The organism is Jiella sonneratiae (genome assembly GCF_017353515.1).
GTDB classification, from domain to species: Bacteria; Pseudomonadota; Alphaproteobacteria; order Rhizobiales; family Rhizobiaceae; genus Jiella; species Jiella sonneratiae.
Genome location: NZ_JAFMPY010000024.1, coordinates 63,639 through 76,908 on the forward strand (window position 1 = coordinate 63,639; position 13,270 = coordinate 76,908).

The 13,270-nt window shown below is 68.4% G+C and carries 10 protein-coding genes; 8 read left to right on the forward strand and 2 right to left on the reverse strand.

What is annotated here, in order from left to right; all coding sequences use genetic code 11:
• Positions 1-344: 344 nt before the first annotated feature.
• The 3 genes from J1C47_RS18865 to J1C47_RS18875 all read left to right on the forward strand — a co-directional run bounded on the left by J1C47_RS18865 (position 345) and on the right by J1C47_RS18875 (position 5,409).
• The gene (locus tag J1C47_RS18865) at positions 345-1,853 is read left to right on the forward strand and encodes a M81 family metallopeptidase (RefSeq protein WP_207352339.1); all 1,509 of its coding nucleotides are present in this window, start codon (positions 345-347) and stop codon (positions 1,851-1,853) included.
• 210 nt (positions 1,854-2,063) lie between these two features.
• Positions 2,064-3,677 carry an OpgD/OpgG family glucan biosynthesis protein gene (locus tag J1C47_RS18870; protein ID WP_245396668.1) on the forward strand — a complete coding sequence of 538 codons (1,614 nt, stop codon included), beginning with the start codon at positions 2,064-2,066 and terminating at the stop codon, positions 3,675-3,677.
• 328 nt (positions 3,678-4,005) lie between these two features.
• Positions 4,006-5,409 (forward strand): protoporphyrinogen/coproporphyrinogen oxidase, encoded by a 1,404-nt coding sequence (locus tag J1C47_RS18875; RefSeq protein WP_207352340.1) that lies wholly within the window; start codon positions 4,006-4,008, stop codon positions 5,407-5,409.
• Positions 5,410-5,461: 52 nt separating this feature from the next.
• Here the strand turns inward: J1C47_RS18875 and J1C47_RS18880 are convergent, their stop codons facing one another.
• Entirely contained in the window at positions 5,462-7,141 is a 1,680-nt protein-coding gene (locus J1C47_RS18880) for a formate--tetrahydrofolate ligase (RefSeq protein ID WP_207352341.1), read from the reverse strand.
• 301 nt (positions 7,142-7,442) lie between these two features.
• Between J1C47_RS18880 and J1C47_RS18885 the strand changes: the two genes are divergently transcribed.
• From J1C47_RS18885 to J1C47_RS18905, 5 genes are all read left to right on the forward strand, one after another.
• Positions 7,443-8,624: an ABC transporter substrate-binding protein gene (locus J1C47_RS18885; protein WP_207352342.1), complete on the forward strand. Its 1,182-nt coding sequence runs from the start codon at positions 7,443-7,445 to the stop codon at positions 8,622-8,624.
• A 568-nt stretch (positions 8,625-9,192) separates the two neighbouring features.
• Positions 9,193-10,119 (forward strand): branched-chain amino acid ABC transporter permease, encoded by a 927-nt coding sequence (locus J1C47_RS18890; RefSeq protein WP_207352343.1) that lies wholly within the window; start codon positions 9,193-9,195, stop codon positions 10,117-10,119.
• 10 nt (positions 10,120-10,129) lie between these two features.
• Positions 10,130-11,152 (forward strand): branched-chain amino acid ABC transporter permease, encoded by a 1,023-nt coding sequence (locus J1C47_RS18895; RefSeq protein ID WP_425354579.1) that lies wholly within the window; start codon positions 10,130-10,132, stop codon positions 11,150-11,152.
• Entirely contained in the window at positions 11,149-11,907 is a 759-nt protein-coding gene (locus tag J1C47_RS18900) for an ABC transporter ATP-binding protein (protein ID WP_207352344.1), read from the forward strand. The genes J1C47_RS18895 and J1C47_RS18900 overlap by 4 nt, the downstream gene beginning before the upstream one ends.
• Before the next feature lie 16 nt (positions 11,908-11,923).
• A complete protein-coding gene (locus J1C47_RS18905) occupies positions 11,924-12,637 on the forward strand; it encodes an ABC transporter ATP-binding protein (protein ID WP_207352345.1) in 714 nt (237 codons plus the stop codon).
• Between the two features lie 286 nt (positions 12,638-12,923).
• Here J1C47_RS18905 and J1C47_RS18910 read toward each other — a convergent pair.
• The coding region (locus J1C47_RS18910; protein WP_207352346.1) for a hypothetical protein at positions 12,924-13,270 on the reverse strand (347 nt) is incomplete at its 5' end.

Below are 13,270 nucleotides of genomic sequence, written 5' to 3' on the forward strand. Positions count from 1 at the left end.
GGTCCGGAGCCTTTTGTGGCCGCTGCGGCACTCTCCGGCGGACGCTGGGTTTCGTCCATGTATTGCGGAGCGCCGGCGAAAACGTCGGCATGACGCAGAATTCCGTAGCCGGGTAACTAGACACTCAGAAATACGATATATCTCAACAGAAGCGCCAGCCGGATCGACCCGGGATCGTCTGCAGGTGCGACGCTGCCCCTGCGTCCGGTCGCGGCCGAGCGGAGCGGATCGTCGCCCCCGCTCGCCCGCCCGCTGCTCGCTCCCGAGCCTTTAATGCGGGATGCGCTGGAAATACTGTCGCTGGCCCGGAGAGGCGCCGTCGACATCGGCTGGAAGGTGGACGGATGACTCCGGTGTCGGCTCCCCGCATCGCAATCGGCGGGTTCCTTCACGAAACGAACACGTTCGCGCCGACGATGGCGGACCTCGCCGCCTTCACGGACGGCGACGGCGGCCTGCCGCTCTGCACCGGCGACGACATCATTGCAGTGACGCGCGGCAACGACGTGGCGACGGCCGGCTTCGTCGCGGAGGCAGGGTCGCGGGGCTGGCTGCTCGCCCCGACGCTCTGGTGCGCCACCGCGTCATGCGCCCACGTCACCGAGGACGCCTTCGAGACGATCGCGGCGAGGCTGATCGCGGCGCTCGCCGCGGCGCTCCCCCTCGACGGCGTCTATCTCGACCTCAGCGGCGCGATGGTCGCCGAACATATCGACGACGGCGACGGCGAGCTCCTGGCGCGGGTGCGGGAGGTCGTCGGCCCAAAGGTGCCGATCGTCGCCAGCGTCGATCTCCACGCCAACCTCTCGGCGACGCTGATCGACCAGGCCGACGCGCTGGTCGCATGCCGAACCTGCCCGCATACCGACATGGCCGCGACCGGCCGGCAAGCCGCCGTGCTTCTGTCCTCGATGCTTGCCGGAACCCGTTACGCCAGGAGCGTCAGGCACCTGCCGTTCCTCATCCCGCTCGTCTGGCAGCCGACGGGCATGGAGCCCAGCGCCTCGCTCTACCGGATGGTCGCCGAGCTCTGCGGCGGTCCCGTCGCCTCGCTGAATTTCCTCAGCGGCTTTCCCGTCGCCGACGTGCCGCATTGCGGCCCCTCGGTCGTCGCCTATGCCGATGACGAGGCGGCCGCCGGGACTGCCGCGGCCGCCGTCTACGACAAGGTCTGCGCGATGCGCCTCGCCTATGCCGGCACGACCTTCGAGCCGCTCGAAGCCGTCGAGGAGGCCCGGCGCATCGCGGCGTGCGCCTCGCGGCCGGTCGTCGTGGCCGACGTCCAGGACGACCCCGACTGCGGCAGCGACGCCAACACCACCGGCATGCTGAAGGCGCTCGTCGAAACCGGGGCGGAGCGGGCCGCGATCGGCGCGATCTTCGATCCGGCCGTCGCCGCACTCGCCCACGAAGCCGGCGTCGGGGCGACGATCGTCGCCTCGCTCGGCGGCTCGAAGGCGGTCTTCGGCGACAGCCCCTTCCCCGGCGTCTTCGAGGTGACGGCGATTGCCGACGGTAGCTTTTCCATGGTCGAAGGCCCGCGCCGCTCCAGGCGCATGCTGGCCGGCAGATCCGCCTGCCTCAGGATCGGCGGCGTCTCGATCGTGGTGACGAGCCGCCGGCTGCCCATGACCGGCCCGGAGATGTTCCGCTTCGTCGGGATCGATCCGGCGGCGCAGGCAATCCTCGTGGTCAAGAGTTCGGCCGGCTTCAGGCCCGGCTTCGAGCCGATGGCGGCGGCGATCCTCCTGGCGACGGCGCCCGGCCCCGTCCCGCTGTCGCCGGCGCAGCTCGCCTTCACCAAGCCGCGACGCGGCATCGACCTCTCGCCGACCGGCCCCGCCTTCGTATGAATTGGCCGTCGGGCGCATCGGGGAGACGGGCCGGGCCTTCGCCACGGAGATCGGGCGCAAAGCCCGGCGCCGCCGGGCTTTCATGCTCACTCGACGCATCAAGATCGCGGGAAATCGGCCATAGGATTGACAAATTGCCCCTGACTTTCGGGGGCAATCGAGAGAGCGCCTCAGGCGCCGGAACGTGTGCGTAGTAAGGGACGACAGCACATGCATGATGACACCGAAGCGCCGCGTCGACCGGCGCCGGCGGCGGGCAGCGCCATGCTCGACCGCAGGTCTTTCCTGACGGCTGCGGCCGCCCTCGGCCTTCTCCCGGCGACGGGGCGGGCACGGGCGGAAGAGGCCCTTCTCTCGTTCGAGAGCCCGAAGCCGTTCTCGTTCCAGCTCCTCTCCGACCATGCGCGCCGGATGGCGATGCAGCCCTATGTCGCGCCGCGGCCGCGCGATCCGAAGGTGCTCGACGCGATCGACTTCGATGCGCACTGGAAGATCAAGTATCGGCCCGAGGCGACGCTGAAGGTCGCCGACGGCGAGGCGCCGGTGCGGCTCTTCCATCTCGGCCGCTACTTCCAGCTTCCGGTCGGCATCCACGTCGTCGACGGCGAGAATTCCCGCGAGCTGCGCTACGACCCGGCGGTCTTCGAGATGCCCGCCGACAGCCCGGCCCGCAAGCTGCCGAAGGACATCGGCTATGCCGGGCTCAGGGTCATGGCGCCCGACGAGAAGACCGACTGGCTGGCCTTTCTCGGCGCGGCCTATTTCCGCTCCGCCGGCGAACTGAACCAGTACGGCCTCTCGGCCCGGGCCCTGGCGATCGACGTCGCCATGCCGACGCCGGAAGAGTTTCCCCGCTTCACCGACTATTTCCTCGAGCGCTCGACGACGCCCGGCCGCGATCTCGTCATCACCTGCCTGATCGACTCGCCGCGCATCACCGGCGTCTTCCGCATCGATGTCGGCAAGCACGGGCCGGTGGTCATGGACATCGACAGCCGGTTCTACGCCCGCGACCGGATCGAGCGCGTCGGCCTCGCGCCGCTCACCTCGATGTTCTGGTTCTCCGAGACGGACCGGCCGGATCGCGTCGACTGGCGGCCGGAAGTCCACGACAGCGACGGTCTCGCCATCTGGACGGGCGCCAACGAACGCATCTGGCGGCCGCTCAACAACCCGCCGTCGGTGCGCACCTCGAGCTTTGCCGACAAGGACCCCAAGGGCTTCGGCCTGCTGCAGCGCGACCGCGCCTTCGAGAACTACGAGGACGACGGCGTCTTCTACGAGAAGCGCCCGAGCGTCTGGATCGAGCCAAAGGGCGGCTGGGGCGCCGGCGAGCTGCAGCTCGTCGAGATTCCGACCGACGACGAGATCCACGACAACATCGTCGCTTATTGGGTGTCGGGAAAGCCGGTCGGCCGGGGCGACGAGATCCCCCTCTCCTACCGCCTGACCTGGGCGAAGGACGAACCCCACGTGCCGGAGGTCGGCACCGTGCGGGCGACGCGCATCGGGCGCGGCGGCATACCCGGCCAGCCGCGGCCGAAGGGCGTCGTCAAGTTCGCGGTGGACTTCGACGGCGGCTGCATCGGCGGCCTCGATCGCGACACGCAGGGCGTCAAGGCGGTGGTCGACGCCTCGCGCGGCGAATTGTCGAACGTCGACTGCTATTCGGTCAAGATCGGCACCGCCTGGCGCCTGACCTTCGACGTCAAGGCCGGGGATCCCGATCCCGTCGACCTCAGGGCCTATCTGAAGCGCGGCGACGAGACGCTCACCGAGACCTGGCTCTACCAGTATCTGCCGGAGCCCGAATCGGCGTCGTGACGCCGCGTCCCGAAGGCGGCCGGCGGGGGTGATCCCGGCATCGCGGCCGCCGCGATCCGTCCTGCGGGGGCGCCCCGCGCCCCCGGGCCGAAGCGGTGCCGGCGGCAGGAATCGCTCGAACTCGCCGGACGGGCGAAACCGATCCTTCACGACTGCTCTTTATCGTGACGCCACGGCGCAATCCGGGCGACTGCCGTAACGGACGATTAAGTCATCCTCCCTTAGCATGACGCGTCCGCCGATCCCGATGTCGGGAGAGCCGTGCGGCCGTTAAATGCGGGCTCGGGGCGCCAGTCGCCGCCTCGGCCGACGTGCAGGGGGACGCAGTTTGCATCCGATCGCAATCCTCGGCGCCGGCATCGCCGGCCTCACTGCCGCGGCCGAGTTGAACCGCCGCGGCCTGCCGGTCACCGTCTTCGAGGCCGGTCCGTCGGTCGGCGGCATGATGGCCTCGTTCAAGGACCCGGCCGGCTTCACCTACGATTTCGGCGCGCATTTCGTGAACAACCGCCTCGCGGCGGCGCTCGGGGCGGCGAAGGTCTGCCGGCCGGTGAAGCACTATGGCGAGGCGGTGCATGTCGACGGCGCGGATTACGGCTATCCCTTCGGCCTGATGCGCTCGCCGCGCTTCGTGCGCAGCGCGCTGGCGGGACGGCTGAAGCACGGCCGGCCGGTCGAAAATGCCGAGGACTGGTTCCGCGACCATTACGGCGACGCGCTTGCCGAGAAGGTGGCGATCCCGATCGCGGAAGCCTGGTCCGGCACGCCTGCCCGGGAACTCGCGCCGGCGGTCGGCGAGAAGATGGCGAACGGCACCCTGAAGACGCTCTATCTGAAGGCGGCTGCGCGCCTCACCGGCCGTGCCGTCTGCATCGGCTACTCCCACGAGCTGCGCGAGAACGCCGGCATCCATCACGTCTATCCCGAAGGCGGCATCGCCCAGCTGCTCGAGCCGACGCTGAACGAGGTCCGGCATCTGGTGCGCCTTGCCTCGCCGGTGGAGAAGATCCTGGTCGAGGACGGCCGGGTGAAGGGCCTGCGTGTCGGCGGCGAGACGATCGAGGCTTCGGCGGTGGTCTCCACCGCGCCGGTCAACATGCTGCCGAAGCTGATCGAGGGCTCGAACGCGCTCGATCACCTGAAGCGCTTCCGCTACCGGCCGATGATCTTCGTCAACCTGCATTTCGAGGGCCGCCACCACCTGCCCGACACGATGCTTTGGGTGCCCGGCGGCAAGCTGCCGTTCTTCCGGCTGACCGAGACGCCGATCTCGATGCCCTGGCTCGCACCGGCCGGCAAGACGCTGATCACCTTCGACATCGGCTGCGAGGTCGGCGACGCACTCTGGAGCCTTTCCGACGCCGAACTCGCCGCGCTCTGCCTCGACGGCATTTCGGAGCTTTATCCGCTTCTGCGCGGCAAGTATCTCGGCGCCGGCGGCATCATGAAGACGCCGATCTCCTACCCGGTCTACCGGCTGGAATACGAGGCGGAGCGCCAGCGCTTTGCCCGCGCGAGCGGGATCGACGGGCTCTACAGCATCGGCCGCAACGGCGAGTTCGCCCACATCCTCATGGAGGACGTCTATTGCCGCGCAGTGAGGCGCATGGCCGACGTCGCGGCCTATGTGGCGCGGCCGCAGGCCCGCGACGCGGCGATCGAGGGACTGCAGGATGTTCACCGCATGATGGCGGCAGAGACGGCTTCGGCAGGATCGATCGAGGCGGCGTGAGGCAGCGTCCGGCCGTGCCGGCCGCCGCCCCGCCGCGCGTCGCCTGATCGCCTCAGAACAGGCCTTCGATCTCGCCCTGGTCGTTGAGATAGATCGTCTCGGCCGCGGGCTGCGAGGGCAGGCCCGGCATGGTCATGATCTGCCCGCAGATCGCGACGACGAAGCCGGCGCCGGCGGAAAGCCGCACCTCGCGCACATGCACGGTGAAGCCCTCCGGCGCGCCGCGCAGCGTCGGATCGGTTGAGAAGGAGTACTGGGTCTTCGCCATGCAGACCGGCAGGTTGCCGTAGCCCGCCTCCTCGAAGCCGGAAAGCTGGTCGCGGACCGACTGGTCGGCGGTCACCGCCGCGCCGCGGTAGATCTTCTTCACCACCGTCTCGATCTTTTCGAAGAGCCCCATCTCGTCGGGATAGATCGGCTTGAAGTCGGCGCTGCCGCCATCGGCGAGTTCGACCACCTTGCGGGCGAGGTCCTCGATGCCGGCCGACCCCTCGGCCCAGTGCCGGCAGAGGATCGCCTCGGCGCCGAGCGAGGCGACGTAGTCCTTCACAGCGGCGATCTCCGCCTCGGTGTCGGCCGAGAAATGGTTGATCGCGACGACCACCGGCACGCCGAAGCCTTTGACGTTCTCGACATGGCGGCCGAGATTGGCGCAGCCGGCCTTCACCGCGCCGACGTTCTCGGCGCCGAGATCGGCCTTGGCGACGCCGCCGTTCATCTTCATCGCCCTCACCGTCGCGACGACGACGGCGGCGGCCGGCTTGAGCCCGGCCTTGCGACACTTGATGTCGAAGAACTTCTCGGCCCCGAGATCGGCGCCGAAGCCGGCTTCGGTGACGACGTAATCGGCAAGCTTCAGCGCCGCCCTCGTCGCCACCACCGAATTGCAGCCATGGGCGATGTTGGCGAAGGGCCCCCCATGGACGAAGGCCGGATTGTTCTCCAGCGTCTGCACGAGGTTCGGCTGGATCGCGTCCTTCAGGAGGACTGCCATCGCGCCGTCGGCCTTGAGGTCGCGCGCCGTGACCGGCGTCTTGTCGCGGCGATAGGCGACGATGATGTCGCCGAGGCGCCGTTCGAGATCCTTCAGGTCCGCCGAAAGGCAGAGGATCGCCATGACTTCCGAAGCGACGGTGATGTCGAAGCCGGTCTCGCGCGGAAAGCCGTTGGCGACGCCGCCGAGCGAGGTGACGACGCTGCGAAGCGCCCGGTCGTTCATGTCGAGGACACGCCGCCAGGTGACGCGGCGGGAATCGATCTGCAGCTCGTTGCCCCAGTAGATGTGGTTGTCGATCATCGCCGAGAGCAGGTTGTGGGCGGTGGTGATCGCATGGAAGTCGCCGGTGAAGTGGAGGTTCATCTCCTCCATCGGCACGACCTGGGCGTAGCCGCCGCCGGCCGCCCCGCCCTTGACGCCGAAGCAGGGGCCGAGCGACGCCTCGCGGATGCAGATGAGAGCGTTCTTGCCGATGCGGTTCAGCCCGTCGCCGAGCCCGACGGTCGTCGTCGTCTTGCCCTCGCCCGCCGGCGTCGGGTTGACGGCGGTGACGAGGATCAGCCTGCCGTCCGGCCGGCCTTCCAGCGACTTCAGGAAGGGCGCCGCAATCTTCGCCTTGTCGTGACCGTAGGGGACGATGTCCTCTTCGCCCATGCCGAGACGCGCGGCGATCTCCTTGATCGGCTTCTTCCTGGCGGCCCGGGCGATGGCGATGTCGGAGTTCGGTGCGCTCACGGCGTTTCCCTTTTGCTGGATCCTTTTGCACCCACCATACGCAAGCCGCCGCGCCATGGCCACCGGGCGCCGGCGGTGCGAAGGCCTGCCCCGCCCGGACGCCGGGGCGCTTCCGCGCCTTCCGCATTGCAGCAAAATCAGGCACGCACAAAAAAGCGGCCGAGCCCGTTGCGAGCAGATATTTTATGTGTAAACTAATTTTGCGGGCGGATGGCGGTCGTCCCCGCGCAACGTCGCGAACCGCCGGTTCGGGCCTGTCGAACGCCCTGCCGCCGAGGAACTTCGCATGGGAGATGCAGGAATGACAAGAATCCGCACCGTCGCCATCGGCCTTCTCGCGGCGAGCGCCCTCGCCGGCTCGGCTTTCGCCGAAGAGGCCTCCGATGCGAAGCTGAAGGTCGGGCTGATGCTGACCCTGTCCGGTCCGGCGGCGGTGCTCGGCGAGCAGGCCCGCGACGGCTTCATGCTGGCGGTCGAGGACATGGGCGGCAAGCTCGGCGGCCTCGACACCGAGGTGACGACGGTCGACGACGAGCTGAAGCCGGACGTCGCGGCCAACAAGGCGCGCGAGCTCGTCGAACGCGACGGCGCCGACTTCGTCGTCGGTCCGATCTTCTCCAACATCCTCATCGCCATCGCCAAGCCGGTGACCGAGGGCGGCGCCTTCCTGATCAGCCCGAACGCCGGCACCTCCAACTTCGCCGGCAAGGACTGCAACGAGAACCTCTTCGTCTCTTCCTACCAGAACGACCAGGTCCACGAGGTGCTCGGCAAATACGCCGAGGACGAGGGATACAAGCGCGTCTTCCTGATGGCGCCGAACTACCAGGCCGGCAAGGACGCGCTGGCCGGCTTCAAGCATTCCTACAAGGGCGAGGTGGTGGGCGAGCTCTACACGCCGCTCGGCCAGCTCGACTTTTCCGGCGAGCTCGCCCAGATCGCCGCGATGCAGCCGGACGCGGTCTACACCTTCATGCCGGGCGGCATGGGCGTGAACCTCGTCAAGCAGTATCGCCAGGCCGGCCTCGAGACGATCCCCTTCCTCTCCGCCTTCACCGTCGACGAGACGACGCTGCCGGCCCAGAAGGACGCCGCCGTCGGCTTCTACGGCGGCGCCAACTGGGCGCCGGACATGGACAACGAGAAGTCCAAGGCCTTCGTCGCCGCCTTCGAGAAGAAATACGGCATGGTGCCGGGCACCTACGCCATGCAGGCCTACGACGCGGCGCAGATGATCGACGCGGCGATCAAGGGCGCCGGCGGCAAGCTCGACGACAAGGACGCGATCCGCAAGGGCCTCGCGGCCGCCGACTTCACCTCGCTGCGCGGCGAGTTCAAGATCGGCCCGAACCACTATCCGATCCAGAACTTCTACCTCGTCAAGGTGGCCAAGCGCGACGATGGCAAGTACCAGACCGAGATCGAGAAGAAGATCTTCTCGGACTATGCCGACAACTACGCCAAGGACTGCAAGATGCAGTGACGGGGAGCGAGCCCGGCTTTTCAGGCCGCTTCGGCGGATGGCAGAGCCCGGGCGTGCGACCGTTACAGGCACGTCGCGGTCCTTCCCGCTTCGTCATCCCGGGCTTGACCCGGGATCCATTCCAAGCCGTCTGGCGAGGGATGCATCGACGACAGAACGTGAGTTCGTTTGAACACCGGCTCGGCGGCTCGAAAGATTTGGCATGGATCCCGGGTCAAGCCCGGGATGACGAAGCTTGAATGATGGGCGCTCATCCGTCCCGCGGGGTCAGCGGCGCGGCGGGCCGAAGCAGCGCAGCGGATCGGTAGCCCCTCATCCTGAGGTGCGACACGAGCGGAGCGAGGGGAGCCTCGAAGGGCGGGGGGCGCTTGCCGCGACTCTGCCGCGCTGGTGATCGTCGATCGGACCGGTCGGCGCCCGCCCCTCGCCCTTCGAGGCTCGCTTCGCTCGCACCTCAGGATGAGGTGCGTCCGGCGCCGCAGGCGCTTTCTCGTCAGACGCTGGGACGGAAGCGTCAACTTCGGTGCATAGTCGAACGCTCCAGGGGCATGAGAACGACGCAGGATCGATGTTCAACCTCTTCCTCCTCCAGGCGCTGAACGGCGCCCAGTTCGGGATCCTGCTCTTCCTCGTCGCGGCGGGGCTGACGCTGATCTTCGGCATCATGGACCTCATCAACCTCGCCCATGGCGTCCTCTACATGGTCGGCGCCTATTTCGCCGCGACCTTCACCGGGCTCACCGGCGACTTCCTCCTCGGCCTCGCCCTGGCGCTGCCGGCCTGCCTCCTCTTCGGCATCGTCCTCGAAGTCCTCGTCTTCCGGCGTCTTTACGAGCGCGACCACCTCGACCAGGTGCTCGCAACCTTCGGCCTCATCCTGATGCTCAACGAGGCGGTCAAGATCGTCTGGGGCGCGGCGCCGATGAGCGTGCCGATCCCCGACCTCCTCTCCGGCTCGATCCCGCTGATCGGCCCGCTGCAATATCCGTTCTACCGCGTCGTCATCATCGCCGCGGGGCTTCTCTCCGCATTCGGCCTGTGGGTGCTCGTCAACCATACCCGGATCGGCATGCTGCTTAGGGCCGGGGCGGTGAACGCGCCGATGGTCTCGGCGCTCGGCGTCGACATTCGCCGCCTGTTCATGCTGGTCTTCGGCTTCGGGGCGATGCTGGCGGGCTTTGCCGGCGCGATGGTGGCGCCGATCCTCTCGGTCGAACCGGGCATGGGCGACAGCGTTCTGATCCTCACCTTCGTCGTCATCGTCATCGGCGGCGTCGGCTCGGTGCGCGGCGCCTTCGTCGCGGCGATCCTCGTCGGGCTGGTCGACACGCTGGGGCGGACCTTCGGGCCGATCGTGCTGCGGAGCCTGATGGACCCTTCCGCCGCCTCCCAGACCGGCCGCACCCTCGCCCCGATGCTGATCTACATCCTGATGGCGGCGGTGCTGTTCTTCCGGCCTTCCGGCCTGTTCCCCGCGAAAGGCGCCGCCGCATGAGGACGAGGCCGTGAGCGCGGGACTGAGCGAGGCAGCGTTCGACACGGCCGGGCGCGTCGGCCCCGGCCGGCGGGCCGGGCTTTTCGCCGGGGGCGGCGCGACGCTCGCCGCCGGGCTGATCTTCCTCGCCCTCGCTCTGCTTCCGCCGGTGGCGACGCTCATCGACGATCCGTTCCTCGTCGTCACCGCGACCCGGATCATGATCTTCGCCATCGCCGCCCTGTCGCTCGACCTCGTCCTCGGCTACGGCGCGATGGTCTCCTTCGGCCATGCCGCCTTCCTCGGCATCGGCGCCTATGCGGTCGCGATCCTCGCGGCGAACGGCATCGACGACCTTTTCCTCCAGGCGGTGGCGGCAATCCTCGCCGCCGCGCTCTTCGCCTTCGTCACCGGCGCGATCTCGCTGAGGACCAAAGGCGTCTACTTCATCATGATCACGCTCGCCTTCGGGCAGATGGCGTATTTCTTCATGGTCTCGCTCTCGGCCTATGGCGGCGACGACGGCATCACCCTCGATGCCCGCTCGACGCTTTTCGGCCTGCCGGTTCTGGCCGGCGACCTCGGCCTCTTCTACCTCGTCCTCGCCGTGCTCGTCGTCGCCTTCGCCGGGCTCCGGGCACTGACGCTGTCGCGCTTCGGCCGGGTGCTGCGCGGCACGAGGGAAAATCCGGTCCGCATGCAGGCGATCGGCTTTGCCCCCTTCCGCTATCAGCTGACCGCCTACGTCATCGCCGGGGCGCTCGCCGGCGTCGCGGGCGTCCTCCTCGCCAACCAGGCCGAGTTCGTCTCGCCCGCCTATATGAGCTGGCAGCGCTCGGGCGAACTCATCGTCATGGTGGTGCTCGGCGGGATGGGGACGCTTGCCGGCGCGATCGGCGGCGCGATCGCCTTCATGCTCCTCGAGGACTGGCTGGCGCTCGCCTCCGAGCACTGGAAGCTCGGTCTCGGCCTCCTCCTCGTGCTTCTGGTGCTGTTCAGCCGGGGCGGCATCGCCGGCGCGATCGGCCGGCTTGCCGGCAGGAGCGAGGCATGACCGCGCCGCCGCTCCTCAGCGTCCGCGGCCTGAACAAAGCGTACGGCGCGCTGCGGGTGACCGACGACGTCAGCTTCGACGTCGCCGAGGGCGAACTGCACGCGATCATCGGGCCGAACGGCGCCGGCAAGACGACGCTGATCCACCAGCTTTCCGGCAGGCTTGCCAGCGACGGCGGAACCGTGCGCTTCGCCGGCAGCGACGTCACGCGGCTGTCGATGGAGGAAAGGGTCCGGCGCGGCCTCGCCCGCTCCTTCCAGATCACCTCGATCCTCGACGGGTTCACGGTCCTCGAGAACGCCGCGCTCGCCGTCCAGGCGCGCTCGGGCTCGAGCTTCCGCTTCTTCCGGCCGGCGGCGCGCGAGACCCGGCTGAACGAGGCGGCGATGGCGGCGCTCGCCCAGGTGAAGCTCGACGACCGCGCCCATCGGCGGGCGGGCAGCCTGTCGCACGGTGAGAAGCGCCAGCTCGAAATCGCCGTGGCTCTCGCCACCGGGGCGCGGCTCCTGCTGCTCGACGAGCCGCTCGCCGGCACCGGCCACGAGGAAACGGCCGTCCTCGTCGACCTGATGCAGGCGTTGAAAGAGACCCACACGATCGTCCTCATCGAACACGACATGGACGCCGTCTTCGCCCTCGCCGACCGGGTAAGCGTCCTCGTCTACGGCCGGCTGATCGCCACCGGAACGCCGGCCGACGTGCGCTCGAACCGCGAGGTGCGGGCCGCCTATCTCGGCGAGGAGGAGGCCGCCTGATGACGAAGGTCGCCCCATGCTGAAGGTCGAGGCCCTCGAAAGCGCCTATGGCGACAGCCGCATCCTCTTCGGCATCGACCTCTTCGTCGGCGCCGGCGAGGTGGTGACGCTGCTCGGGCGCAACGGCATGGGCAAGACGACGACGGTGAAGTCGATCTTCGGCCTCCTGAAGCCGCGCGGCGGCCGGGTGACGATCGACGGCGAGGACGTCACCGGCCGGGCGCCGCACGTCGTCGCCAAGCGCGGCCTCGGACTGGTGCCGGAAGGCCGGCAGATCTTTCCGACCCTGTCGGTCGAGGAAAATCTCGTCGCGACCCATCGCAGAGGCTGGAGCGGCGGGCCGACCGGCCCCGCCAAATGGACGCTCGACGGCGTCTACCGGCTGTTTCCCCGGCTGAAGGAGCGCCGGCGCAACATGGGCAACCAGCTTTCCGGCGGCGAGCAGCAGATGCTGGCGATCGGCCGGGCGCTGATGACCAATCCGCGGCTCGTGGTGCTCGACGAGGCGACGGAGGGCCTGGCGCCGCTGATCCGCGAGGAGATCTGGGCCTGCCTCACCGCGATCAGGGACGCCGGCGAGGCGATCCTCGTCATCGACAAGAACGTCGACGCCCTCGCCAGATTCGCCGACCGCCACGTGGTGATCGAGAAGGGCCGCGTCGCCTGGTCGGGGACGACCGCCGAACTGAAGGCGACGCCCGCGGTGAAGGAGCGCTTCCTGCATGTGTGAGGTGCAGCACTCCCGCTCCCCGACGGGCCAAAAGAGTGGCCAGCGCCATGGAAGGACCTCCATCCATTCCTCGCTGACCCAGTGTGGCGATCCGCAACGTCCCATCACCCGAAGCGCCATCACCCAAGACGGCGTCATCCTCGGCCTTGTCCCAAGGATCCACTGCGGTTCGATCGTCGGACGATCCGTGGGCGGAAGGGCGTCCGGCAGAGATTCTGGTGCGGCGGCGACAGCAGATCCTCGGGACAAGCCCGAGGATGACGAAGTTTCAATGGGTTCGGCCAGTCTACGCACGCCGATGCGGGGGCGGCGGCGCTGCGCCCGCAGACTTGGGGTCGTCCAGCGCTCCGGCCCCCAACGCGGCGTCATCCTCGGGCTTGTCCCGAGGATCCACTGCGGTGGGATCGTCGGACGATCCGTGGGCGGAAGGGCGTCCGGCAGAGATTCTGGTGCGGTGACGGCGGTAGATCCTCGGGACAAGCCCACTGCTGTCCGGTTTAATTTTATGGACAGAGTGCATGACATTGATTCTACTCGGTTCCAGACGTTTCGCGGCGTTCGGGACACGAGATTGGAGATCAATGTCATGCGGCACGACAATAGCGTTTTTCACGGGCTGCAGAAACACATTCC